Here is a 26,194-nt window from a genome sequence, read left to right on the forward strand (position 1 = left end):
TAATCTTTTCAGAAAAAAATGAACCTTCTTTTTTGAGCCTTAATTAGCCGGTTGCGTTGCTTATAATAAAAAAAGCGCCGCCAAGAGACAATGACCATGAAAACTATCAAAGTCGCCACAACCGTCCTCTTTACCAAAGGCTACTACAATCATCTGTTATTAGTGATGTATCACTTGGACGCTTTCTCGTTCAACTAATTCAATTGAAAGAACTTTTTGTTGCGGTGCAATGGTGGGATCGGCAATGCGGTTCAATAATAGCCGTGTTGCTTCTTGCCCCAGTTCGAAGATCGGTTGCTTAATGGTCGTCAATTTGGGCGTGATATATTCGCACCAATCGATATTATCATAGCCAATCACTGAAATATCTTCCGGCACGCGCACCCGCAATTCACATAATCCCCGAATTAATCCGATAGCCAGCTCATCATTGACTGCAAAGACGGCAGTGACCCCACTATCAATCACTTGTTGGGCAACTTGGTAACCGCCTAATTTTGTTAAGGGGGTCGTTATTTGCCAATCATCAGCCACTGGTAACTGAGCCCTTAGCATTGCAGCTTGATACCCGATGGACCGCTGTTCGATATTCCAAGCACGTTGTTGGGGTAAGACAATGCCAACTTTATGATGCCCTTGTTCGATTAGATATCGGGCGGCCAATTCCCCGCCTTGTGTATCGGCAACCGTAATTTCATCGCCTACATGTTGCTTATCTGACTGATCCAACAAGATAAACGGGATTTGTCGTTTTTGCAGATAACTATCCAGCGTTGTTTTTTGTAAATGAGGGACAGCCAAAATAAACCCATCAACATTTCGACGAACCAATTCCTTTAAATAATGATCAACTTTCTGATTATGCACCCCTGCACTATAAATTAGTGGAATGAAGTCGAATTGATAGGCAATTTCTTCGACGCCTTGAATAAATTGACTAAAAAAAGGGTTATTGATATCCGGTACCAATACCGCAATTGTCTTCGTTTCTTTATTAATCATGTTTTGCGCGAAATAATCGGGCTCGTACTGGAGTCTTTCCCGCGCAGCTTTGACCCGCGCAATTGTCGCTGCGCTAAAGCGGTCACCTTTATTATTAAGAATTAACGAAACGGTTGTGACCGATGTTTGCGCCAGCGCGGCAACATCTTTAATCGTTACTTTTCGAACCATTGTGGCACTCCCTTGAACCAAATTAATAAAAACGCCCACAGCCAACTAGCCATGGACGCTGTTCATATGATTATAGCTGAATATCTTTTTCATAAGGAATCGAATTTTGAGCCCCTTTAGTTTGGACTGCAATGGAAGAAGCCTTATTGGCATAAGTCATCGCTGCTTCAATATTACTATAATCCAATTCCAATTGCGTACTTAACGCACCGATAAATGTGTCTCCCGCGGCTGTGGTATCGACGGCTTGCACTTTAAATGCCGGAACAAAACCGGTAGTTGTTGGGGTAGCGTAGAATGAACCTTTGGCCCCAACCGTGATGATCACGACTTTAATCCCCATCCTAAACATGGCTTTTGCATTCGCTTGCATTGACGCTTCGTCGGTCACTTTAATTCCTGTGATGATTTCGGCTTCCGTTTCATTAGGGACAATCATGTCCGTCACTGCTAATAATTCAGCTGGAATATTCTTAATCGCTGGCGCTGGGTTCAAAATTGTCTGCACCCCGTTTGCACGCGCAACCTTGAAGGCTTCGATAATTGCCGGAATCGGCACTTCAAATTGCGCGACAATTCGGTCAGCATCTTTGATAGCTTCTTCAGCTTCATGAATATCATCAACTGTCACATCTTGATTAGCCCCACCGTAGATTAAAATACTATTTTGTCCACTAGCATCCACCATAATGTAAGCTTGGCCAGTGCCGGCAGTTTCAGAACAACGAACGTGATCAATATTCATCCCGTCTTTTTTGAATGTATCGAGCATAAAATCAGCTGCGCCCTCTTTACCAACCTTACTAATGAAAGCCGTTTGAGCACCTGAGCGAACAGCGGCAATCGCTTGGTTTGCCCCTTTACCGCCACCGGCAACTGCCCGGCCATCCATTGCTAACGTTTCGCCAGGCTGTGGAAAACGCTGAACGTTTAAAATTGTGTCGACATTTGTTGAACCTAATACAATTACTTTTTTCATTTGAAAGTCCCCCTAATGATTAAAATACAACGCCACTTTCTAAAATAATGTTGGAATAAGGTGTCATTTCACCTGTCCGAACAAATGCTTTAGCGTGCCCCAAGTCTTGTTTCATTTGTGCATGATCGATGAATTCAATGGGGGTCTTCCCAATCACTTTTTTGATTTCTTCAAGTTGTGCTGGATTAGCTGTTTTAATTTCGTTGGCTAAGTAAACTTTTTGAACTTCCAATTCTGTTAAGACATTTTTTAATACTTGGATGAAGCTTGGTACACCGTTTTCAATGGCCACATCGATTTTGGGTGTTCCGGCGGGAACCGGCATCCCAGCATCGCCAATACTCATTGTATCAAAATGGCCCATGTTTGAAATCACATTTGAAATTTGTGCATTAATAACTTGTGTTTTTCGCATAATAAATCCGCCCCACTTTTTATTTGATAAAGGCTGTCACAGAGCCAGCCACTAATACGAGTACTAAACCAATTAATACAGCAACCATTTCTTTTTTGGTCTTTTTTTCTTTCAACACGTAAATACCGCCGATTGTGGCAAAAATGACACTCGTTTGTGATAAAACAAACCCGGTTGCTAAGCCGTTGACAGAAGGTTGTGCTGAAATTAAATACGTCAATGCTGCAAATGCGAAGAAGAACCCACTAAAGATGTTCTTATAAGAAGTCGCCGCTTTGAATGGTTGATAAGTTTTGCTAGTTTGCGTTAATCCAAAAATCAGCCCCACAATTGCCATTCCTAGTGCTTGTGGTAAAAAGCCCTGAAAGCCATCCGCGTGTACTGCTTGTGGAAAGGCGGAATATCCTAGATAGCCTAGTTCACCAACCAATAATAACAAGATGCCCCGCACTGCGCCATTCTTGCTAGCACTTGAACGATCTTCACTCCAAGCTGTTAAATAAACCCCAAGGATAATTAGAATAATTGCTGTGAAGCCAATCAACTTCGATTGCGTACTTGCCCAGTTACCTAAGATGAAGACGCCCCACAACGATGCCCCAACCAGTTGAAAACCAGTTGTGATTGGCATTGTTCTAGAAACACCCATCGTTTCAAAAACGTGAAAAGTGATAATCTGCGCTAAAGCCCAACAAGCACCTGAAATCAAGCAAAAGATAAATGTTTTAGTTTCTGGAATCGGTGTCCCGCGGAAAACAGCCACAATAATGGCCAGAATTAACGTCCCCAGTGTCGTCCCAATAATTTGACTCGCTGGTTTTCCACCAATTTTACCAACAATCACTGGGAATAGGCCCCAACCAATCATTGGCATTAAGCCGATTAAAATATTGACAGCATTCATATGCAATCCTCCGTCCTTCATTTTAAGTTAGTAAAACGTTTTACTAACCATCATGTTGCTTATTATAAAGGAGCTTCTTTGAGAATTCAACCATTTTTTGTAACCGCTTTATCAAGATAAACAAAAAAAGATTAATCTGGCGCGCATTTGGCCCAATTAATCTTTCTTAAATTTATTTTTTCATTTGGCCGCAAACCTGTTTAGGGTTAGCCGCTACATCTGAAAGCGGCGCATTTCAACATAATGCCGCAGATTACCTTCATATTCTAATAATGCTTTGGGTGGCATGGTACATAACAGTTTTATTTTAACCGCATAACATCTCTAGCAATCATCAGCTCCTCATTAGTTGGAACGATCAGGACCTTAACCCGTGATTGATCACTACTGATAATTCGTTCTTGGCTGCGGACATTATTTTTATCTTCATCCAATGCAACCCCAAAACAAGTGAGTTGCTCACAGATTGCAGCCCGTAGTTCACTACCATTCTCACCACTGCCGGCAGTAAAGACTAGCGTGTCTACCCCATTCATTAAGGCCACGTAAGAACCGACATACTTCACAACTCGATTGACAAAGATATCAAGCGCCAATTGAGATTGCGGCCGCACTTCAGCGGTTTCTTCTAAATCACGCATATCCGGTGATAGTTCAGAAATCCCTAATAAGCCAGATTTGTGGTTTAAAATGGTAATCATCTCGGGCATTGTTTTACCTAATTTTTCAGCTAGAAAGGCTACTAATGAGACATCAATGTCACCGCTTCGTGTTCCCATCGTAATCCCCGCCAGTGGTGTGAAGCCCATCGACGTATCAATGGCCTGCCCATCTTGAATTGCGGTGATTGACGCACCACTGCCCAGATGTAACGTAATCATTTTTTGTGTTTCAAGTGGCTCATCTAAAATTTCAGAAGCGCGCTGAGCAACAAACCGATGACTAGTCCCATGCGCACCGTATTTACGGGCCCCATACTTTTCATAATACTTTTGCGGAATACTATATAGATAATTTTCCGCCGGTAACGTACTGTAAAATGATGTGTCAAAAACTGCCACTTCCGGGACGCCTGGCAATAACGTCGTGAAAATTTTAATGTAATAGGCTTGGGTTGGATTATGCAATGGTGCATATTCAGCTAACCGATTAATCTCATCAAGACCAACGGGATTAATTACGGTAGAGTCCTTGAAGACCTCTCCACCGGCAACTACCCGGTGGCCAACCCCCGTGATCTCATCGAGATGGGTTACGATATTTAACGCCTTGAGCCGTGTTAATAATAATGTCGCTGCTTGTTCGTGGGTCGTAATATCTTGGACTTGTTTAAACTTTTCCTGATTGCCATACTTCACTGTGAATACAGAATCAGATAAGCCTAAACGATCAATCATCCCCTTAGCGATTACGCGTTCAGACGGCATTTCGAATAATTGCCACTTCAGTGTTGAACTTCCTGCATTAATAGCCAGAATTTTTTCCATGATATCGACTCCCATTTTTTCATAATCCGTTCATGGCTCAATTGTAAGCAATTTCATAAAAAGAAACAAGTCCGATTATCGCAGAGTGGCTTTGGTTGCGGTCAACAACTGATTATTAATCCAAAATAGCATTTATTAAGTGCTATTTTAGATTATGCCTTGTGGCGTCCACTTCAGCCATAAAAAAAGAACCGCCCCAAGCGGTTCTTCCCATTTCATAAAATCTATTCAGCGCTTTCCGCGTTCATTTTCTTTACTTTATTGAGGAATGAACGGCCCATCATGTTATCCTGATATTCACTTGGTTCAATGATATCTAAATAAAATTGATCAATGAATTGAATCAAACCGTCCACTTTATCACGGCCCATTTGTGTTTCGATTTCACGATATTTTTTCACATAACGGCTTACTAAGCGGTTTAAAACATCTTGCCCTTGCTTGGTTAAACTCAAAAATTTAACCCGTTGATCTGATTGTAGATGTTCTTCAACCACATAGCCGTTTTCTTTTAGTAGCCGACATTGGCGTGAAATTGCTGAACGACTTACGCTCATCGTCTTAGCTAATTTACTACCCGTTAAGTTTTCGTTGGTTGAAATTTCGTACATAATTAAAAATTGGTCAAAAGATACTTTGTAATTTAAACTTTCGCCACTGACAAAGTCACTCAAATTACTGACAATCCACCGATAAATGAATGAAAGATGCGTTACTACTTCCCAATCATCAGAATAGTTGCTCGTTGTTTTTGCTGTCATAACCTTTTCTCCTTTTACTAGCTTATCTGTCATGCGTAGAAACAATTAATGGTTTTAATTTATTTTACTAACAATATATTAGCATATTTTGAGAAAAAAGAAACCACTCGATTCATTAAATAACTGTAAATAGATTTGATGTGTAGCAATTCAATTGTCCACATAAACATCAATTCACGTTATTAGTTCACTGTGACCATCTAAAAAGAAGTCATTAAAGATAAAATTATTTTTATCCTTAATAACTTCTTGATAACATCTTATAAGTTGCGATCCATATTAAACGTCAATTTTGATAGATTAATCCCGGACATAACGAGTTCGCCAATCATCGCAGTGGCTTCTACCGCCATTTTTTTAACAATTGCATGATTTTGCTCGGTCAAATAATCAGTTAACGCAGCACCGTGATAATTTCGAGCTTCCACTTGAATGTTTTCAATCATTGTTCTTAATTCTTGCTTACAGTGATTTAAGTAGTCAATATTGCCCTGTATATGTTGATGATAATGGCCTTCAACCAATACTGAAATGGTCCGGTATAACCAGTAAGCACTCTTCATATCCCATTTCATTGGTGTTTCACTGAAACTTGGATCTGTGTCGTTGGCATTGGTGAAAAAGGGAATAAACGGGGTGTACGTAGGCATCCCCATTGTAATCCACATAATTGCTGCTTGTTCCTTCGGCACATCATTGCGTAATTGTAAAATATGCGCATTTTGCGTCCGATTCAAACCAATTGGCCGGTAACGATACTTGTCTTCATCAGCCCCATGCCCCATCGGATCAAATTTCGTTTCGTTATAATGGGACCCTAATAAAAATTCAATGTCTTCCACGCTAATTTTATGTTCAATACGCCGAATGAATGGTAATTCAGCCGATTCAGGTGACATATCAAAATCAGCATCAAATAAATGATGCGCATACCAAACACGTGGTGTGTTATAGTGTCGGTCTTTTTCGTTCATCGTGCCAAAAATATGGCGGAAATTCCAACCCGTTTTATCCGGATTTAAATGATGCGTTTCAACGTAATCTTGAATTCCTTCTGCCCACATGAAATGATCAGGATCATTGAAATCAACTTGTTGGATTGCGACTTGGTTAGCGGCAACTGCATAAGCATCATCTGGAATCCGTTGAGCAAGCCACAAATGACCGGTCACAATTTCCATATACCATACTTCGTTATGATCACTAAAAAGCACACTATTGCCAGCTGGTGAGCCATATTGTTTAATCAAATTTCCAAGGTAGCTAACCCCTTCACGCGCCGAGTTAATGTAGGGGGCAACCATCGCTTGCATGCAATCTTCATCCAAGCCATCCTTGACCAATGGATCATAAGCAAGGGCTTTTTCGTTCCCATACGTACTTTCTGTACAGCTCATTGCCACGTTAACTTCGTTGATGCTACTTTCATCATAATAACCATTATGCTTGTAATCAACATTCGGAACGGCTGGCCAGCGATAGCCATTTTCAGGTAATTCTGCTTCAAACCCGTTTAACCAAGATTTGATTTTAGCCCCCTTACGATTCTTAACGGCCGGATTGATATGAAACCGTTGTGGTGTTAATGGTAAGAAAGTATCGTCGTTGCGTGCAATCATTGTTGAACCGTCCAATGATGCGTTTTTGCCAACTAAAATTGATGTACATGCTGATTCCATAAGTTGCACTCCCTCTAATGACCGCCTTAGTCGAGCTCAGTGGTCAGGTTTGATTAAAGTTTTCTCATAATTAATATTCATAGTGTACGCTTCTCACTTGCGAAAGTATAGCCTGATTTATCGCTTCAATCCTTTAACCCCCGCATTTATTGTATTTTTAATACAAGATTTGATTTCATAATAATTCCGATTTCGGAATTATCGCCAAACGACCATGTTAGCACACCTACTTTCATGATATATTATTAGATGAATAACTAACAACAAGGTGGTTTCTCAATGAAAAAATTAACACTTGCTCTGTTGCTGGCCATGACCAGCTGTTTCATGATTCTAGCTGGCTGTCAGAATAAAACAGAAATTCCGGCTGCCGCAACTAAAACAGAAGAAAAAATTGATCAATATGTCCAAAAAGTGAACCAACTCTATCGTGACGGTTCCCGTAAAACGCCTGCAAAATTAGCAGCCGATAAACAACAACAAATTATCACTGCAGCCGACAAACTCGACAAGCAAATCACTCCTAATCTTTACATGAGCGGTATTAGCGCGGATGCAAAGGCTGATTACAAAGCTGCCCAAAAAGATTTAGGGAAGATTACTGGTAAACAACCGGTCGCTAGCGAATCCGAAAGTACGCCTTCTAAACAACCTACTAAAAAGAAGAAAAAAAGCAAGGTTAAGACGAGTGCCTTTTTCGATAAGGATGGGGTTGTTAAAACTGATGCCCAACTTGGCGAAGAAGCAGACTATACCGATCATCCCAAACAACTTGCTGATTATCAAGAAGCTAAGAACCAACTAGCCGCAATGGCTGCTGTCCGGAACTTATTTACAGATGATAGTCTCAAGCATATTCCGGCTAGTCTATCTGCTAGCGACTTCCCTTACGTTCGGGCTTTAATTAACAAATCAACCCATAGCGGTTTTAAAGAAAAATACTTGGCGTATGTTAAGAACGCTGAAAATCAATACAACACTTATTCTAATAATACCCAAGCGGCAAGTACGCAAAACACAACCACCGCTAATCAAGCAACAACTAGCCAAAATGCAACTACCAATCCGCAAAGTACAACAGGCTATGCTGCTAACACGCCAGCGGGCAATGGGACTGGCACAACAACTGGCACGGGAACTACAACGACGGATACCACGACTGGTCTCCAGAGCAATTCTCAGACCGAGACAGCGCAGACCCAAACTGGCACCCTCCAATAAGCATAAAACACTTTATAAAAAGTACGCTATCTAGCCGATATGCGTACTTTTTTGACGTTCATTGACATTTAGTCTTTTACTCGCTAATATCTTAAGAAACATGTAACAGCGTGCTAACTGTTATGTAACATGTTTGTTACTTTTAAGTGCTATGCTAATCAGCGTACTAAATTAATTCAAAATTCAAACAACTAAAAAAATTTTTTTTCGAAGGAGCACAACAAACACATGAAAAAGCAAAAAATGACTTACTTATCTTCAGGAATGGTTGGCCTTGCCGGCTTAGTATTAATGGGACTTCAAACAAATGATGCTCAAGCGGCAACAAATGGTACGGTTAACTACGCTGACGGGGCAACAACCGTTTGGACGAGCCCAGAAGTAGGTCAAAAACCTGCACGTTACTTAGCAACTAACCAACAAGTAACCATCCAAGATACTAAACAAGTGTATGGCCAAACTTGGTACAAACTTGGTAACGATGAATGGGTCTCAAGCCAATTCATCACAGCCGGTGATACAACTGTTCAACCAGTTGCAACAGCCCCTGTTGCTAAAAACACAGTAACAGCTAACTTCCAATCAGGTGCAACAACTGTTTGGTCTGACACAACTGCTACTCAACCAACTGGCGAATATTTAACCTATGGCACAACTAAAAATGTCATTAATCAAAAAGATTTAAACGGCACAACTTGGTACCAATTAGAAAGCAAAGGCTGGGTTCCTGCTAGCTACGTTGTTTTAAACAACCCTAACTTGACAGGTGTCACACCAATTACAAACGCCCCCGCAGTAACACCAGTTGCTGCTACAACGACTACGACTGAAGTGCAAGCACCTGCTGCCCCTCAAGCAACCACTCCAGCCCCTGCCACAGAAACCCCAGCGCCAGCTACAACAACTGAATCAACAACGCCGGCTGCTTCAACGACTTCAACAAGCACACCTGAAACAACAACTCAACCTGCTCAAACACAAACAGCAACATCAGCAACACCAACTCAAAGCAGTCAAGCTACTGCCACTGCTGCTTCTTCTGCTCAACAATCACCACAAGCTAATACTAATAATACCAACACTAATACACCGGCACGTGGTAATGCCCAAACTGTTATCAACGCTGCTTTATCACAAATCGGTACCCCTTATGTATGGGGTGGCACAACACCAGGCCAAGGCCTTGACTGTTCTGGTTTAGTTCAATATGCATACGCACAAGCTGGTATTTCATTGGGCCGTGTTACAACTGCTCAAGAAGGTGCTGGTCAACGCGTCTCACTTGATAACTTACAACCTGGCGATATCCTCTTCTGGGGTGGCGCTGGCGCTTCATATCACGACGCAATCTACATCGGTGGTGGCCAATACGTCCACGCACCACAACCTGGCGAATCAGTTAAGACAGCAAGTATCTCAAGCTACTTCATGCCTTCATTCGCAGTTCGCGTCCTTTAATCAAAAATATGTATTTAAAGAGAGCCGCATCTTAGGATGTGGCTCTTTTTTTGCTATTGATTAATTAACTTCTGATTTTCCTTTTTATAAGCAGACTTCATCTTATCTGCCATTTTTCCTTTATCCACCGTGCTTCGATTACCAGACCCGATTCCTTGAAGGTCTTCAGCAATGTCCTTGAAATCAGATTGATTGGTGCCGGCATAAGCGACCATAATATGTGAATAATCAACTTCACCGGCCTTGTTCACTGGCGCAACGGCCATACCTTGAAACCCATTGGTGTCGTAACCATGACTATTTTTAGGATCATTAGTATCAACAGTTTTGATGATTTAGAATTTACCTGCAGACTCTTTATCTTTAAAAATATTCCCAACTCTTGCTGGTGATCCAGTTTTTATCTTATCAACGTCATATACTTTATCCGCAATAACAGCATATTTTTGGTCTGTGATCATTTTATGAATCCAACCGCTCCATTAAGATATAGTACCTTCACTTTCCCAATTGTTTTTCCCTCAACCAATCCGTTGTCACTGAAAGATCCAAATCTCCCTACTGTCGTGGTATTGCCCTTAATGACTTTGTTATTTACATCTACCACATCAAAATCAACATTCTGAACACCTGGTGATGATTCGAAAATGTTTTTTATTTTAATTTCTTTTAAATTTTTATATCTTTCTTTAATCTCAATGGCCGCATTTTCTTGGATTGTAACTTCTTTATTATCCATATGTAACTTCACTCCTATTCCTAATATAATTAGTATTGAAACGGTTAATATCGCTATCCATGTTTTCTTTTTCAATATTTACACCTTCGTTTAGATTTGTTGTCCACTCACAAGGTGAATGTTATTAACTATATATCGAAACGTTCCCTCGTGCTAGCTAGCATTTAGTATATCAAACATTATTCTCTATCACTATATTATTATATTAATATGCAATAATCTGAATTTATGTACGTCACTTTTAATGTATTTACTTCTGAATATATTAAAAGACCATCCAAAGGCTGCTTTTTAAGCGACTTTTAGATGGTCTTTTAACATTATTTTGAAAAAATTCATTATAATTATTTAGCTGATTTACGTTCCTTCAAGAAGTTCAAGACAGCAGCTGTTTCAGCATTACGTTTTTTAGCATTGTTTTGGTTAACAGGACGACGGTTACCAGAAACACTAACATGTAAGTTTTGTGACATTGCGCGTTTCCTCCTTTCGTGCATATATTCTATTATTCTAATCTGAATTGACTTATTTTTCAAGTTAACTTTATTCGTCGTTTGGTTTTCTGAAATAGTTTAGGAGCCCGCTGGTTAACGGAACAGTTGCTATGACCCCCATCACTCCGATTAACAGCGCTAGTACCTCACCAATTAAAATTTTGTGGTTCACAATTTTACTGAGTGGATAGCCTAACTGAATGAACCACATTGTCAATGACAAGAAGCTACCAAAGAAACTAAAAAACAGGGTATTAAAAGCTGTCGCGATAATTTTTTCGCCGATCGCAATCCCCGCTTTAAAGAGTTGCTTAGATGCCATTTGCGCATCGTATTCAAGAATTTCCACTAAGCCACTAGCAACCGCAATACTTGTTTCGGCGATTGCTCCTAAGCTGCCCAAAATGATCATCATGATACTAATTTTTTGGAACGATAAGCCGATTGCGAGTCTAAAGCCCTCAATTTCTTCGATATCTTCCGCACCAAAGCCGTAGGTGGCTGCTAGCTGGCTAAGTGGCACAATAATGATCAGCAAGCCGACCACCACGATTAACGACGTCACAAACGCCGTCTTAGCCGTTAATGGCTGCTTAGTATTCATGAAAATGGATGTCGCCAATAAAATTAAACTCAATAGGCCACTAACCATTAGTGGTTCAAACCCACCAGCTACCAAAACGAGGGCTAATATAATCACGACAAAATTTAACCCGAGACTGAAGAAAATTGTTAGCCCTTGCCAACCGCAAACCAAAACTAATAATATCAGTAAAATTCCCGTTAATAGCATCATAGGCGTCGCACCCGCACTAACTGGCTCGCCAACAAACTGGTCACTGGCACTGCCAAAGTAATTCCAATCGCACTAATCACCGTCTGCGTAAAGCTCAATGTGACAGTTCGCGATAAGGTATACGCAATTGTGTTGCCATTGCGTAAATATAATAAAATAATTGGAAAAGCATCCGCCATCACTAAAAAGAACAACACATTGACGAGCGGGCCGATAATTTCGCGGCCAATCGCTAGACCTGATTTAAATAACTCAGTTTTTGTGACGTTCGGCTGTTCAATTGCTAATTGTTGGAGTGACGATGAAATATCGGTCGTCTCATCCATCACAGCGCCTAAAATTCCAAGCACGACTTCCGCTAAGAAGACCGTTTTATACGGCTGTAATTCATAAGCCATTGTTTCATAATGCAACCCTTGATCACCGGTTATTTTCAAGACCGCCATACTGAGAAACAGCGCTAGGAACGTCGCACCAATTGTCGCACCATATGAGACGAGCATCTGGCGATTGGGGCCTAACACTAAAAGCAGGGTTAACCCCGTTAGCACAACGGCTAAGCCACACATAATCGGTAATAACCACCGACCACCCGTCAAGGCGTTTAAATGTAACGTCAAGACGAAAGCAACGAGATTGACCAAGACACTTAATAAGGTCATTAAACCACGCTTGAGCATCATCAACAACAAGAGACTAACTGTCAATAACGTTAAGCCAACGATAATTGTATCGCGCTTAGGTTCATTTAAGGACCATTTTTTCAAATATTGATCACGATGCAAAAAAACTTGTTCCCCTTTATAGTACCGCGTCGACATCGCTTGTGACGCTGTATAGGTATTACGCAACGTAATTGTTTTTCCTTTTTGCTTAGTATTTAAAAATTGCCCCGTTACACGCTGGACTACTTCTGTATCTTCATTTTGGTACTCGTCAATCTGTTTTTCGTGACTAATTGTCTGGATCCGTGTCACTCGAATAATCGGTTGCTGATACAACCCGGCATCGAAATGCGTTCCCAATACCCCGAGGACCCAGATGACACACCCTATTAGACCGATCCACAGCCGTTTATGTTTCACCACAGTCGTCACCTCTACTTTATTTTAGCGCTTCTGCAGGTGAACGCCAGTTTTTGGGGCTGATTTAATCATTATTTAAGCGACTATTGAAAATCCCATACATAAAATAGACCAGCAAGCCAATGACAAACCAGATTGCCGCTGCCATCCAAGTGACTCTGGGTAATTCAAACATCATCAATAAACAGAGTGCTCCTGATATTAGCGGTAGGACTGGGTAAAATGGAACTTTAAAGCCATTTTTATTGGGAATATCCTTGCGTTTCCGCAATGGGATGACGCCAATCGACATCCCCAAAAAGGCCACCAATGTCCCGATATTTACTAAATTAGTCAATTGGTTCAGCGAAACAAATCCGCCTAGCAGCATGATGACGATTGTCACAAGCTTGATACTGTTAGTTGGGGTTTGGTGTTTGCTAGTTACTTTACCGAGTGCTTTGGGCAATAAGCCATCACGACCGATTGAATAAATCAGCCGCGAACTGCTATAAGTCATCGTCAACATCATGGTGAACATCCCCGCCAATGCCCCAAGGGAAATCAAACCAGCGAACCAATTTTGATGGACAACTTGCAAGGCAAACGTTACCGGATTGGCAACATCCAATTTACGATACGCCACCATCCCGGTGAGAACAAACGCTACTAAAATATATAGTAATGTGCAGATGATTAACGTCCCAATAATGCCAATAGGGAGGTTTTTTTGTGGATTCTTCACTTCTGCTGCTGATGCTGACACGCAGTCAAAACCAAGGTAAGCGAAAAACACAAGCGATGCTCCTTTGAAAATCCCACTAACCCCAAACGGCATGAATGGTTGCCAGTTAGCAGGTTTTACATAGAAAATTCCCACCCCAATGAACAGTAAAACAACGCCTAATTTAATCAGCACCATAATGTTATTAATTCGCGTCGATGAACGGGTTCCCCGCATTAATAACAGCGCAATCAGACCGACAATCAGCATTGCAAATAGGTTCACATAAGTGCCATGCGCCGGATCAAACGGGCCAGTAATTGCACGCGGTATCTGGAGGCCAAAGCCTTCGATAAATGATACAAAATAGGCCGCCCAGCCGGTTGAAACCGCTGCAACCGATAACATATACTCTAAGAATAAAGCCCAACCAAGCAGCCAACCAACTAATTCACCGAAAATAATGTTGCCATATGAATAAGCACTCCCAGCCACTGGTAATGCGGATGAGAATTCGGCGTAACACATCGCCGCAATGGCACAAACAACCGCCGCAATCATGAATGAAATCGTAATTGCCGGGCCACTATGCACCGCTGCAATCGTCCCTGGTAAGATAAAAATCCCGGTCCCAATCACTGCCCCTACGCCTAATGCGATTAAATCCTTTGCCGTTAATGTTTTTGCTAACCGTTGATCCTGTTGTAAATAACGTTCAAGTGATTCTTTTCGTAATACTTTTGCCATTAATCCCATTTTAACCACTCCCTATTTTTAGCTTACTCACTTGCTGCCTACCGGGCCGCGTCGCACTTCTTAGGTTATGCCCGAAGCCAAGTCGTTCAAGTCACACTCATCTTAATAACAAAAAAGGAGCCCACTAGTCTTCACTAGTGGGCTCTACCAGGAAGATGACTCGGGGGGACCCAGCCATCTTCCAATTCATTAAGGTTTGTCATTTCAACTCAAATGCCTTCTCCTTAATCAACCAGTCGATTACTGGGGTGCTTAAAGAAAAAGCTAAAGGCAACACGTTGCATTGAATTCATGACAGACCCTCCTTGTTATTAATTAGTTACTTAGTATAGGGGATAACCATTTGTTTGTAAAGCCTTATTTTAAGGGTTGTTTTTCTAACAACTCGATTAGTACGAATTATTTGTGGGCCGGGTCAGATTGAACCCCCGCACGTTGAAGTAAGTCGTTGGCGACTCATCATCAAAAAAAGCCGGATTCATGTCATTGAGTCGTGTTTCAGTATTGGTTAACGTTTGTTCTGGTAGTGTTAAATTTTCACGAAGGCGATTCGAAGCAGCCTGCAAATCTTCCGTACTAATAATTTGATAGGCACTCCCATTGAGCCACGCTGTTTTACCAAGCAATTGACTGCTAACAATTTCATCACTACTTTGATGATAATTGCGGATTAATTGTTTAATCTGATCCGCTGTAAAATCAGTACTGATTTGCTTCCCTAGCTTAGTCATCAAATCACCAAGCTTCATCAAATATTTCGGTTTTTGAATTTTTTGCGCAACTTGTTTCAAGATTTCTTGTTGGCGCAATTACCGTCCATAGTCCCCGCGTGGGTCTTGATAACGCATTCGACTGTAAGCAAGCGCCTGATCTCCGTTGAGATGCTGGTGACCTTGTGGAATCACTTGTCCGTTTAAATTAACGTCAATGACCGTATCAAGCGTAATCCCCCCGACAAAATCGACCATTTCTTTGAGCGCCCCCATATCCACGGTTACCGAATAGTCAATTGGCATGCCCAAAAACTGACTGACTGTTTTCTTCGCCATATCGGCCTTGCCAATTTCATAAGCTGCGTTAATTTTTTGAATATTACCACCGTGGTCATCGGCCATTTCGGCCAATGAATCGCGCGGAATCGAGTACACCACTGTTGATGATTGCGCTGGATTTAACGTGACAACCATCATCGAATCGGACAAACCACGATTAATCCGTCCATCGGAACCTGTATCACCCCCCAGTAATAAAAAAGCGATGGGTTTGCGTTGATCAATTTGTTTTGAAATTTTATTTGGCCGAGTCTTGATGGCATCGACAGCACGATTTTCCTGATCATTATAAATACCAAGCACCACAACAATTAAAGCGATGATCAGCCCCAATAATAGCCCTAATTTTTTCAAGATAATTACCCCTTTATTCACTACGCCATTAATCTTTAATACTAATATACCCCATCAACTAGAAAAAGACCTACGACTTTTCGTAGGTCTTTTTAAATGCCGCGAATTAATCTAATTTTTTCTCTAATTCACTAATAATTTCGGCATGTTTAGCTTCAGTTAATTTAATTTTCGCCATGAAGATTAACGCAGCGATAACCAATAACGCCATTGGAATGAAGAACATGTACATTTTGAATTGTAACAACCCAGCATTGGTAATATCACTTGGTTTCGCATTCCCCGTCATGCCCGCATGAATCGCAGCCGTCACAACGACCCCATTTGCAAAAGCACCGGCTAATTTATCCAATAAAGGCCGAACTGCCAACGTTACAGATTCATTCCGTGTACCACTTTTCAATTGACCGTATTCAACACTATCAGTAATGGTCATTAAAGCAGCTAGGAAAACTAACGGATATGGGAAGAAGAATAAGCCGACTGCAATTAAGACTACGACCAAGTTACTCCCCGCAAACAAGAAGAGGATATAACCAAGCATCATCATGGCGATTCCGCCAAGGTAGATTGCCCGGCGATGAATTAAAGCAACCAAGGTTGGGAACAACGCAACTGAAACAATCCCTAAGATGGCAGTAATCACCCCAACCGTTGAGAACGCTGCGGCGCGGCCCATGACATATCTAAAATAATATAAAAGGAGTGAGTTCGTAATGACATAACTAAAGGCAAATAAGAAATACGAAAGTGATAGCCACATTAATTGATCATTTTTTCCAATCACACTAAAAACATCACGTAAACGGACCTTTTCAGTATTTTCCCGAATAGCACTCTTTTCTTCTTTGGTTCCCAAGATTGTTGCTAGCGCACCCAAGAATGAAACAAGGCCAATGACAACAGCAAAGCCAAACCAACCGGCACTTGTTTGTTCACTGCCATGACTCCCGGAAAATAGTTGTGAGAAGAACACTACCATCGGCACAATCACAATGATGACCCCTTGTGCACCTAAAGTGGAGCCAAAACGCGCAATCGCCCCAAATTTTGTCCGTTTTTCAGAATCAACGCTCAACGCTGGCAACATTGACCAAAACGAGATGTCTTTAAACGAGTAGAAGATATCTAAAATAACGAAAACGATTGCAAAAAGGACCAAGTAAAGATACGGGCTACTTGTCGCAAGCCCCCCAAAGTTAGTGAAAATCATTGCCAACCCGACCGAACTGATAATTGAGCCTGCCAGTAACCACGGTTTAAATTTCCCCCAACGCGTCCGGGTATTATCAACGACCCCCCCAATCAGTGGATCGAAGGCAATTTCAACAATCCGGATGATCATCATTGTATAGGTGACATAAGCAATCATTTTTGAATTAAAGCCTGCATTTTTGGTATCGAATAATTGACTTGTAACGAACATCATAAAATAAGTGCTGAGTGTTGCATAGAAAGCATCATGCCCAAAGGCCCCAAAAGCATAAGAACTATACTGTTTAACATCTTTTAGTTTTTTCATTTCTTAGTTTCCTTTCACTTGTTTCTTCAGTGTCAGCGTGCCTTCATCAAGTTGTCCCGCTTGATGACGCACTCTAGTAGCGATGTTCGATAATCTTTTCCAAAATGGCTTGGCGTTGTTTTTCTTTAGCAGATCCGAATTGGTTTTCTTCCAATGAATTGAAGTCATTGGCCAGTAAAACTGATTCCAGATACAACGTCAATTGGCGTTTGATATAGACCTTATTGTCTTCATTTGTTTGCTTGGGATTTCCAGCAATAATCGCCGCAGCAAATTGATCTGGATCGATAATAATTTTGTTGTCGTTCATCCTAGTCACTTCTTTCTATTTTGTTTAGTAAGTGCTTACCGTTTACACGGTATGAATAACTAATTCTTACAAGAAACACTTTGTAAACGCATTCTTTTAAATTACAATCTTATTTTACTAAACCTTTAGTAAAATGTAAACGTTTTTTTGAAATCGTATAGTGCTTGTCCCCATAATCACGCCCTTAACAACTAGTGGGCACCACGGTAAGGTTGCCCAAATCATTAATTTATAAAAATAACGTAGTAAAGGCCCGCTCAAATGAGCGGGCCTTTACTACGTTAGTTGACTAAAACTATCTTTCAATTGTTTAAGCTAAATACTTTTTAAAAAAGGCTGTCATCTTTTCAAATGGAATCACATCAACCTGGTCATATAGATCAGTGTGCGATGCACCCGGGATAATCATCAATTCTTTGTTGTCACCTGTCAATTGCTTGTAAGTATCTTGACTGAAGTATAATGAGTGGGCTTTTTCGCCATGGACCATTAAAACGGCATTCCGGATTTCACTCGTAAATTGCAATAAGCGTGCGTTCGCAAAAGATAATGCCGACGTCATATTCCAACCTTGATTTGAATTGACTGAGCGTTGGTGGTAGCCACGTGGTGTCTTATAATACGCATGGTAATCTTGGATAAATTGGGGAGCATCCGCTGGCAGTGGATCAACTACCCCACCAGCTTTAGCATAGGTACCATTTTGGTAATCCGCTGTCCGTTGGGCGTTCAAACTTTCGCGCATTGCATACCGCGCATCAGCATCCATCTCATCGTTGTAACCAAACGCATTCACACGTGTCATGTCGTACATCGTCGATGTAACAGTGGCTTTGATTCGTGTATCAATTGCTGCCGCATTCAATGCCATGCCACCCCAACCACAAATTCCGATAATCCCAATCCGGTCAGGATCAACATTCGGTTGTGCTGTCAAAAAGTCAACGGCTGCTTGGAAGTCTTCCGTATTAATATCTGGAGAGGCAATGTCGCGCGGGAAACCACTACTTTCACCGGTAAATGAAGGATCAAAGGCAATTGTTAAAAAACCTTGTTCAGCCATTTTTTGCGCGTATAGGCCAGAAGATTGTTCCTTTACCGCTCCAAATGGCCCGCTAACGGCAATTGCTGGTAATTGGTTGTCCGCATCCTTGGGCACATACAAATCCGCCGCAAGCGTAATGCCAAATCGATTAGGAAATGTTACTTTACGGTGTGCAACGCGGGCACTTTGTGGGAAAACCTTATCCCAAGTTTGTGTGGTATCAATTGTGATTGTTGTCATTTCTGAATTACTCCTTTGTTTGACTTCGTTTTTTAAGTATATTACGATGTTAATACCTAAACCTGACTTTAGGTCAAGGATAAACTCAAAATAATTTTAAAGGACTGATTCAATGTATACTATCGGCCAAGTTGCAGCCATGTTCGACCTACCCGTTTCGACCATTCGTTATTATGATAAAGCGGGTTTGCTTCCCGATATTCAACGTGTTTCCGGTATTCGTCAATTTTCAGACAATGAACTCGAAGCCTTACGCGTCATCGAATGTTTGAAAAAGTCGGGACTGGAAATCAAAGCAATTAAACAATTTATGGATTGGAATCAAGCTGGCAACGAAACATTTGACCAACGCAAAACACTTTTCGAAAAGCAAATGGTCGCCGTTGAGGCCGAAATTGCTAGCCTCGAAAAGGTCCGGGCAATGTTACGTTATAAACAATGGTATTACACAGAGGCTATCAAAGCTGGTGATGAAGACCCGGTGATCGCAATGGTGCCTGACCAAATGCCGCCAGACATCAAACAAGCGTATGAACGCTCGCATATCTAACAATTTATACTTTATTTTTTACTCAACGACATGTCTTGTGTTCTAATAACATCCGCTAAATCGGCATACTTCATCAGGCCCGTCTTAATTGAGCAGTATCCGTCAATCAAATAATCCTTTCACCCGATTTCCCCGCCCACTCCCCCATTTTTTCGCCAAAAGCGTTATACTATGGGTAATAAATAAAAGGAGTGTTTTGACATGCAAAAACCAATTAAAGGGTCATGTACTACGGTCTTAGTCGGTAAGAAAGCTTCAATTGATGGTTCAACCATGATTTCTAGAAATGATGATGGCCATGAAGCTTTAGATCCACAACGCTTTGTTGTAGTGAACCCTGAAGATCAACCCCGGCATTATCAAGCGGTGATTAGCGGCGTTCAAATCCAATTACCTGACAACCCAATGCGCTATACTTCGATTCCTAACTCATTATTGACTAACGGCATCTGGCCAGCAGCTGGGATTAACAGTGAAAATATCGCGATGTCTGCCACCGAAACGATTACCACTAATCCCCGGATTCAAGGACTTGATCCTTTTGTTCCCGGCGGAATTGGTGAAGAAGACATTGTCACACTAGTCTTACCTTACATTCACAGTGCTAAAGAAGGGGTCGAACGTTTAGGCGCCCTCCTCGAAGAATTCGGTACTTATGAACCAAACGGGATTGCTTTTTCTGACAAAGACAGCGTTTGGTGGCTTGAAACAATTGGTGGTCATCACTGGGCTGCCGTTCGTATCCCTGATGACGCTTACGTCGTTGCCCCTAACCGAATGAACATCGATCATTTCGACTTTGATTCAGCCGATACTCTTTGCTCAGCTGACTTAAAAACCTTGATTGATGATAACAACTTAAATCCTGACTTTGAAGGCTATAACCTGCGTCATATTTTCGGCAGTGCTTCAATCAAAGATACGGTTTATAACAACCCCCGGACATGGTACGGTCAACGCTACTTCAATCCTGAAATCAAACAAGATCCAATAGACCAAGATTTACCATTCATCTGCCATGCCAACCGCAAGATTTCAATCGAAGACGTCAAGTTCGTCTTGAGCGCTCACTTTGAAAATACAGAATACGATCCTTACGGTAGCGCCCCTGAAGATGTTAAAACCCGTTTCCGGCCAATCGGAATTAACCGGAACCACAACGTGCATATTTTACAAATCCGTAACAACGTTCCTGCCGAAATCGCCGGCATTCACTGGTTGGCCTATGGTGCTAATACTTTCAATACCGTCGTACCATTTTACGCCAATGTTAATGACACACCCGAATCATACAAGAATGCCACAGGTACTTTTGACTTGAACAATATGTACTGGTTAAGCTGTACAACCGCCCTACTTGGCGATACAGATTACGACTTCTACGTTGATATGCGTAACACCTTCGAACTTGAAGCCATGAGTGCTTATCACGCAATCCAAAACGAAACCGATAAAGCCTTCGCTGATCAAAAAGACGTCACAGCCTTCTTGGAAGCCGCTAATAACAAACTAGCCAGCGAATCACTCAACCGCCAAACAGCCTTGCTCGGCCAAATGGTGATTGCCGGTTCAGAACACATGAAATTGCGTTATAATTTGAACGATTAATATATATTCAAAAAAAGACAAAGTCATTGGCTTTGTCTTTTTTTACTGATTATTCATTTAAATATCCTCGCCGAGCACCTCAAATATTTCAACAGTATCCGTAACTTTCTTAACTGGCTCTGTAATCTGCGCCAGCCGCTCACGATACGATTCATCTAGGCTTTCAACAACTGAACGCCCCGTATCAGTTAACACAATTGTCACAATTCGCTGATCTTGATTCGTCTGACTTCGTTCTTTAGACAAGTAGTCACTGTAATACAATTGCGTCAGTTTCCGACTGACTGCCGGCCTTGAAATATGCAATTCGTCGCTCAATTCAGTCGGCCTTATTCCACCCGCGACTAAGATTCGTTTCATCAACACAAATTGTTCAAAAGAAATATGATATTCCGCACACAGATCATTCAATGATCTTCTTGCATTATCTAATTCTTGTAAAGCTTCATAAAAAACAATCATATTTTCTGCCATCTACCTTCACCTCACATTCATTTTAATAAACATCTTTAATAGTATCTGTTGCGATTATCTATTGAAGCGCAACCTAAGGAATAAACTTGATTTAACTTTTCAGTAATAGCTATCACCGATAAGGGCCGACACAACTTAAATCACCATTAATAATTAATGCAATTCATAGTACTTCTTCCAACAGAATACCATTTTGAGAATCAATCGAAAAACAATAAATAGTTACCAAACGGTAACTATTTATTGTTTTTATTATCGCCATAAGATAATTGTCTTGCTAATTTATTATTTTAAATTTAATCTTATTATATTAAGTACAATTAGTTAAATAATTAACTAAAATATTTTACAGACGGGTTGTGCCGACCAATGAAGGACTTCTTCTTATCTAGTAAAGCCATCACACTACTACAACTATTTAAATATCTTGAAAAAGCAGATGATCCACCTCGCTTAAAAGATATTATGGTTTATTTTTCGCTTTCTAAAATTACCACCATACGGTATCTTAAAGAACTTCAACAAGATTTAATGGCGCTTCATCCCAATCTCCAATTAGTCACCATTGATAACCAGTACTATGTTGAATATCCAGTAAATTATTCATTTAGTAACACTATTTTTAAACTCCGTTATATCTACATAACACGAACGTCTAAATTTCAAGTTATGGATGCACTTTTTAAAAATAATTTCAGTTCTATTCAAACCCTCTCAGAAACCATTAACTTGTCACCTTCTACGATCCAAAATAATATTAAACAGCTAAAGCATTATTTTAAACATTTTGGGGTCACCATTTCATTTAGAAGCAAACAAAATATTGTCGGTAACCCTCTGAATATTAGAGTATTACTAATCTACACTTATACTGCCATTTATAGAGGTGATGAGGTGCCTGATTTTGTTACCAACCAATCTCAATATAAACTCAACGTTAAAGAAAATCTAAGTTTCTCTCAATGCCATCAATTTAAAATTCTAACATCAGTGACCTATTTTGATTTAATCCAGAAAAAAAATGCTATCACGCTCACACCCAAACTGCGAAAACTGTTGGCGGTAATAAATGAAACTAACCCACTCACAATCGAATTACCAGGATTCTCTGAACAAGTCTTACGAGACGAATCGTTATTGTTTGCCCTATTATTACGTCTTTTGGTCGCAAATTACGATACCGCTGCAGACAAAATTAAAATAGCCCAAGCATTTTTGGCATTAAATACTGAATTTACTAATGACGTGTATCAATTACTCACGGATTTTTTTGAAACTTTTCAGCTAAATCATGACCAAACGCATTTTCTGGGATCGTTTTATTATCTAATTTTAATGCTAATCTATCTTCGTTTCATCTCTGTGGATGTCACAAACTTTCTAGAATTTAGCATCACAATGTCAGCCTTTAAACTGGAGGATATCAATACTGATCCCACCTTTAAGTTACTAGAACAATTTCTAAACGAAAAACGTAAGCCCTATGCTAAATTACTCAATCGTCCAATAGGACCAATGATTACCTCGCTATTTTTCTTCTTACTTGACTATAATTTGCAGATTAAACCCTTAAAAATTAATGTTCAATATACTAAGAATTTTTATGCTGCCAGTATGATTATCCATAGTTTACAAGACGTTTTTGGCTCAGCTATTACTTTTACTGACCGCATTGATCAAGCCGATTTCATCATCTCAGATAGTTATGAACATCCACCTTCTTTAGCAGGCCATTTCTTCTTGTTTAATAATATCTATAATCCTACTGATTGGTCCTCGCTACTTGAGACCGTTTTGCATCAAATTTACACAAAATCTTTTTATAAAACACTCTACCAAGCAAACACGCACCATTGATAACCACTTTGTTATCGTTTATTTAACAAGCGTTTTTAGTTGACCTCTAGCAGTTGTAAGTCCTATAGTGACTAAGTAAATTGCGTGCAATTTTTATGCATTTACTTTAAAAAAAAGACTCCGGAGGTTAAATAATATGACAAACAAACTCACAACAAATGAAGGTCAACCTTGGGCAGACAATCAACATTCGCAAACTGCTGGTCAGCGGGGACCCGTACTAATTCAAGATTACCAATTACTTGAAAAACTTGCCCATTTTAACCGTGAACGGATTCCCGAACGAGTCGTCCATGCTAAAGGTGCCGGTGCAAAGGGGTATTTCAAAGTTACTAAAGACATGCGTGCTTATACTAAAGCCGCGGTCTTCAGCGGCGTTGGTAAGAAGACGCCACTAATTACGCGTTTTTCCCAAGTTGCCGGTGAAGCTGGTTATCCCGATACCTACCGCGATGTCCGGGGCTTCGCCGTTAAATTCTATACGGAAGAAGGCAACTATGACATCGTCGGTAATAATACCCCGGTCTTCTTCGTCAACGATCCCTTAAAATTTCCGGATTTCATTCATTCTCAAAAACGGGATCCGCGGACACACGCGCGAAGCCAAGATATGCAATGGGATTTCTGGTCATTATCACCGGAGTCAGTCCACCAAGTAACGATTTTAATGAGTGATCGCGGAATCCCAGCAAGCTACCGCATGATGCATGGTTATGGTAGTCATACCTTCAAATGGGTTAATGCCACTGGCGAACAATTCTGGGTTAAATATCACTTCAAAACAAATCAAGGTGTGCATAATTTAAGTAACGAACTTGCCAATGAATTGGCTGGTAAGGATACCGACTATCTTCAAAATGACCTATTCAATGCAATTGAAACGGGCGATTATCCAAGCTGGACTGTCGCTGTTCAACTCGTCCCTTACGAAGACGGTCTAAATTACCCCCAAGATATTTTTGACGTAACGAAGGTGATTTCACAAAAGGATTATCCCTTAATCGAAATTGGCCAAATGGTGCTCGATGAAAATCCAACCAATAACTTCGAAGACATCGAAGAATTGGCCTTTTCTCCCGCTAATTTAGTCCCTGGGATTGAAGCCTCCCCTGATAAACTCCTCCAAGGGCGGTTATTCGGTTATAAAGATGCTGAACGTTATCGGCTTGGCGCCAACTATGAACAATTACCCGTTAACCGGCCAAAAGTCCCCGTTCACAATTACGAACGCGATGGCCGTATGGCTCAAAATCAAGCAACAGGCGTTAACTACGAACCCAATAGTGACGGTGGACCAATCGAAGTGCCGGCTGCTAAAATGCATGGCGACCAACTCAGCGGTCAAACCGGGAACTATCCAACTGACCCCGATTACTATTCAGCAGCTGGTAAACTTTACAACTTACTAACTGACCAGGAACAAGCCCGGCTAATTGAAAACATTCGCTTAAACCTCGGCCAAGTTACTAAACCAGCGATTCAAATCCGGGAAGTGCAACAATTTTACCAAGCTGATCCAGAATACGGTCGTCGCGTTGCCGCCGCGTTACATTTAGATACAGCACAGTTTGAATAACTAAACACACAAAAAATAGGTGGTCCTCAGTGAGGACCACCTATTTTTTATTCATTATCTTTTTTGTCTTTCTTACCTGTTTCTTGTTTTGCTGCCCATTCTTTCTTGGTCAATAAATCGGCAACATTCATCTTAATTTTGGTAACGTTTAAGCCCGTCATTTTATGCACCGACTTCGCAATTTGATCCGTTGTTTGTTCAAAAATATCTGGCGCTGATTTACCATATTCTAAAATGGCATCTAATTCGATTGTCACTTCTTGATCGTCAATATCAGCATCAACGCCCTTAGTTGGGTCTTCTTCATCGCGGAAACGATCAGCTAATTGACTCATCATCCCGCCTGATAATTCTAAGACACCATCGATATCATGCACCGTTTGGCCCGCAATTTTTTCAATAACACCGTCTGAAAAGTTTAGTTCCTTTTCAATTTTTTCGGTATGTTGGTCCATTGGCTTGTCCATCATTTTATCCATTGGTTTGTTTGTTTTATCCATTATTTTCATCATCCTTTACTATTTTTATTGAACGCGTTTTTCAGAATCACTTTTCTTGGGATTGCTGCCTTGTTGTTGCCATTCTTTCTTAGTCATAATGTCACTGACGTGGCTATTGACTTCGACAACGCTCAACCCGGTCATCTTTTCTACCGCCTCCGTCACAGCCGTTGTTAATCGTTCGAAAACATCCCGGGCATTTCGGCCGTATTCCAAAATAATGGTCATGTCGATTGCGACTTGTTTTTCACCAACTTCGACACTGATTCCCTTTGTTGGATCACTATCGTTTCTGAACCGATCGGCAATATCACTGAAGAAATTACCATTCATCGATAGTAAGCCATCAACATTTTGCGCTGTCTTACCAGCGATTTTAGCAATAACAGCATCTTCAAAAGTTAATTTGCTGTTTGCCATCACTTCGTCTAAATGTGCTTGTTCTACCATTTTGTC

Annotated in this window: 28 protein-coding genes; 6 read left to right on the forward strand and 22 right to left on the reverse strand. The window is 40.8% G+C overall.

Features of this window, described 5'->3' with window-relative positions; all coding sequences use genetic code 11:
• Positions 1–159: 159 nt before the first annotated feature.
• The 7 genes from rbsR to J7Q78_RS04080 all read right to left on the reverse strand — a co-directional run bounded on the left by rbsR (position 160) and on the right by J7Q78_RS04080 (position 7,398).
• A complete protein-coding gene (gene rbsR, locus J7Q78_RS04050) occupies positions 160–1,173 on the reverse strand; it encodes a ribose utilization transcriptional repressor RbsR (protein WP_208422430.1) in 1,014 nt (337 codons plus the stop codon).
• 70 nt (positions 1,174–1,243) lie between these two features.
• The gene (gene rbsK, locus J7Q78_RS04055; protein WP_154242798.1) at positions 1,244–2,152 is read right to left on the reverse strand and encodes a ribokinase; all 909 of its coding nucleotides are present in this window, start codon (positions 2,150–2,152) and stop codon (positions 1,244–1,246) included.
• Positions 2,153–2,171: 19 nt separating this feature from the next.
• A complete protein-coding gene (gene rbsD, locus J7Q78_RS04060; protein ID WP_154242797.1) occupies positions 2,172–2,567 on the reverse strand; it encodes a D-ribose pyranase in 396 nt (131 codons plus the stop codon).
• A 19-nt stretch (positions 2,568–2,586) separates the two neighbouring features.
• Positions 2,587–3,471 (reverse strand): ribose/proton symporter RbsU, encoded by an 885-nt coding sequence (rbsU, locus tag J7Q78_RS04065; protein WP_154242796.1) that lies wholly within the window; start codon positions 3,469–3,471, stop codon positions 2,587–2,589.
• 302 nt (positions 3,472–3,773) lie between these two features.
• Positions 3,774–4,958, reverse strand: a complete 1,185-nt coding sequence (locus tag J7Q78_RS04070; RefSeq protein ID WP_154242795.1) for an acetate/propionate family kinase — start codon at positions 4,956–4,958, stop codon at positions 3,774–3,776.
• A 224-nt stretch (positions 4,959–5,182) separates the two neighbouring features.
• Positions 5,183–5,719: a MarR family winged helix-turn-helix transcriptional regulator gene (locus J7Q78_RS04075; RefSeq protein WP_154242794.1), complete on the reverse strand. Its 537-nt coding sequence runs from the start codon at positions 5,717–5,719 to the stop codon at positions 5,183–5,185.
• Between the two features lie 260 nt (positions 5,720–5,979).
• Positions 5,980–7,398 (reverse strand): C69 family dipeptidase, encoded by a 1,419-nt coding sequence (locus J7Q78_RS04080; RefSeq protein ID WP_208422431.1) that lies wholly within the window; start codon positions 7,396–7,398, stop codon positions 5,980–5,982.
• 279 nt (positions 7,399–7,677) lie between these two features.
• On the opposite strand from J7Q78_RS04080, the gene J7Q78_RS04085 reads away from it, so the two are divergent.
• Both J7Q78_RS04085 and J7Q78_RS04090 read left to right on the forward strand, forming a co-directional pair.
• A complete protein-coding gene (locus J7Q78_RS04085) occupies positions 7,678–8,619 on the forward strand; it encodes a toxin Cry1Ac domain D-VI-related protein (protein ID WP_208422432.1) in 942 nt (313 codons plus the stop codon).
• Between the two features lie 228 nt (positions 8,620–8,847).
• On the forward strand, positions 8,848–10,077 hold the full coding sequence (locus J7Q78_RS04090; protein WP_208422433.1) for a C40 family peptidase: 1,230 nt from the start codon (positions 8,848–8,850) through the stop codon (positions 10,075–10,077).
• 53 nt (positions 10,078–10,130) lie between these two features.
• Here J7Q78_RS04090 and J7Q78_RS04095 read toward each other — a convergent pair whose 3' ends face one another.
• From J7Q78_RS04095 to J7Q78_RS04135, 12 genes are all read right to left on the reverse strand, one after another.
• Positions 10,131–10,343: a hypothetical protein gene (locus J7Q78_RS04095; RefSeq protein ID WP_208422434.1), complete on the reverse strand. Its 213-nt coding sequence runs from the start codon at positions 10,341–10,343 to the stop codon at positions 10,131–10,133.
• Between the two features lie 69 nt (positions 10,344–10,412).
• Positions 10,413–10,538, reverse strand: a complete 126-nt coding sequence (locus J7Q78_RS10070; protein ID WP_268911923.1) for a hypothetical protein — start codon at positions 10,536–10,538, stop codon at positions 10,413–10,415.
• The gene (locus J7Q78_RS04100; protein WP_208422435.1) at positions 10,535–10,891 is read right to left on the reverse strand and encodes a hypothetical protein; all 357 of its coding nucleotides are present in this window, start codon (positions 10,889–10,891) and stop codon (positions 10,535–10,537) included. The genes J7Q78_RS10070 and J7Q78_RS04100 overlap by 4 nt, the downstream gene beginning before the upstream one ends.
• Before the next feature lie 269 nt (positions 10,892–11,160).
• A complete protein-coding gene (locus J7Q78_RS10075; protein WP_004270533.1) occupies positions 11,161–11,289 on the reverse strand; it encodes a hypothetical protein in 129 nt (42 codons plus the stop codon).
• A 70-nt stretch (positions 11,290–11,359) separates the two neighbouring features.
• Entirely contained in the window at positions 11,360–12,106 is a 747-nt protein-coding gene (locus J7Q78_RS04105; RefSeq protein WP_208422436.1) for a YibE/F family protein, read from the reverse strand.
• Positions 12,103–13,194: a YibE/F family protein gene (locus tag J7Q78_RS04110; protein WP_208422437.1), complete on the reverse strand. Its 1,092-nt coding sequence runs from the start codon at positions 13,192–13,194 to the stop codon at positions 12,103–12,105. The genes J7Q78_RS04105 and J7Q78_RS04110 overlap by 4 nt, the downstream gene beginning before the upstream one ends.
• A 61-nt stretch (positions 13,195–13,255) precedes the next feature.
• Positions 13,256–14,650: an amino acid permease gene (locus J7Q78_RS04115; protein ID WP_208422438.1), complete on the reverse strand. Its 1,395-nt coding sequence runs from the start codon at positions 14,648–14,650 to the stop codon at positions 13,256–13,258.
• Between the two features lie 389 nt (positions 14,651–15,039).
• Positions 15,040–15,459, reverse strand: a complete 420-nt coding sequence (locus J7Q78_RS10005; protein ID WP_235688046.1) for an LCP family protein — start codon at positions 15,457–15,459, stop codon at positions 15,040–15,042.
• On the reverse strand, positions 15,460–16,056 hold the full coding sequence (locus J7Q78_RS10010) for an LCP family protein (RefSeq protein ID WP_235688047.1): 597 nt from the start codon (positions 16,054–16,056) through the stop codon (positions 15,460–15,462).
• 106 nt (positions 16,057–16,162) lie between these two features.
• On the reverse strand, positions 16,163–17,578 hold the full coding sequence (locus tag J7Q78_RS04125) for a glycoside-pentoside-hexuronide (GPH):cation symporter (protein ID WP_154242782.1): 1,416 nt from the start codon (positions 17,576–17,578) through the stop codon (positions 16,163–16,165).
• A 73-nt stretch (positions 17,579–17,651) separates the two neighbouring features.
• Positions 17,652–17,888 carry a hypothetical protein gene (locus tag J7Q78_RS04130; RefSeq protein WP_154242781.1) on the reverse strand — a complete coding sequence of 79 codons (237 nt, stop codon included), beginning with the start codon at positions 17,886–17,888 and terminating at the stop codon, positions 17,652–17,654.
• A gap of 310 nt (positions 17,889–18,198) precedes the next feature.
• Complete coding sequence (locus tag J7Q78_RS04135) at positions 18,199–19,173, reverse strand: alpha/beta hydrolase (RefSeq protein WP_208422439.1); 975 nt, start codon at positions 19,171–19,173, stop codon at positions 18,199–18,201.
• A 112-nt stretch (positions 19,174–19,285) separates the two neighbouring features.
• Between J7Q78_RS04135 and J7Q78_RS04140 the strand changes: the two genes are divergently transcribed.
• Positions 19,286–19,723: a MerR family transcriptional regulator gene (locus J7Q78_RS04140; protein ID WP_208422440.1), complete on the forward strand. Its 438-nt coding sequence runs from the start codon at positions 19,286–19,288 to the stop codon at positions 19,721–19,723.
• Positions 19,724–19,924: 201 nt separating this feature from the next.
• Positions 19,925–21,331 carry a C69 family dipeptidase gene (locus J7Q78_RS04145; protein ID WP_208422441.1) on the forward strand — a complete coding sequence of 469 codons (1,407 nt, stop codon included), beginning with the start codon at positions 19,925–19,927 and terminating at the stop codon, positions 21,329–21,331.
• 57 nt (positions 21,332–21,388) lie between these two features.
• Here the strand turns inward: J7Q78_RS04145 and J7Q78_RS04150 are convergent, their stop codons facing one another.
• Positions 21,389–21,805, reverse strand: coding sequence for a transcriptional regulator, SarA/Rot family (locus tag J7Q78_RS04150; protein WP_154242769.1), 417 nt, complete (start codon positions 21,803–21,805; stop codon positions 21,389–21,391).
• Between the two features lie 369 nt (positions 21,806–22,174).
• Between J7Q78_RS04150 and J7Q78_RS04155 the strand changes: the two genes are divergently transcribed.
• Both J7Q78_RS04155 and J7Q78_RS04160 read left to right on the forward strand, forming a co-directional pair.
• Entirely contained in the window at positions 22,175–23,662 is a 1,488-nt protein-coding gene (locus J7Q78_RS04155) for a helix-turn-helix domain-containing protein (RefSeq protein WP_208422442.1), read from the forward strand.
• 136 nt (positions 23,663–23,798) lie between these two features.
• Positions 23,799–25,238: a catalase gene (locus J7Q78_RS04160; protein WP_208422443.1), complete on the forward strand. Its 1,440-nt coding sequence runs from the start codon at positions 23,799–23,801 to the stop codon at positions 25,236–25,238.
• Positions 25,239–25,285: 47 nt separating this feature from the next.
• Here J7Q78_RS04160 and J7Q78_RS04165 read toward each other — a convergent pair whose 3' ends face one another.
• Positions 25,286–25,738: an Asp23/Gls24 family envelope stress response protein gene (locus J7Q78_RS04165; RefSeq protein WP_235688048.1), complete on the reverse strand. Its 453-nt coding sequence runs from the start codon at positions 25,736–25,738 to the stop codon at positions 25,286–25,288.
• 24 nt (positions 25,739–25,762) lie between these two features.
• Entirely contained in the window at positions 25,763–26,188 is a 426-nt protein-coding gene (locus J7Q78_RS04170; RefSeq protein WP_154242766.1) for an Asp23/Gls24 family envelope stress response protein, read from the reverse strand.
• Between the last annotated feature and the right edge of the window lie 6 nt (positions 26,189–26,194).

The organism is Latilactobacillus fragifolii, assembly GCF_905332535.1.
Lineage (GTDB): Bacteria > Bacillota > Bacilli > Lactobacillales > Lactobacillaceae > Latilactobacillus > Latilactobacillus fragifolii.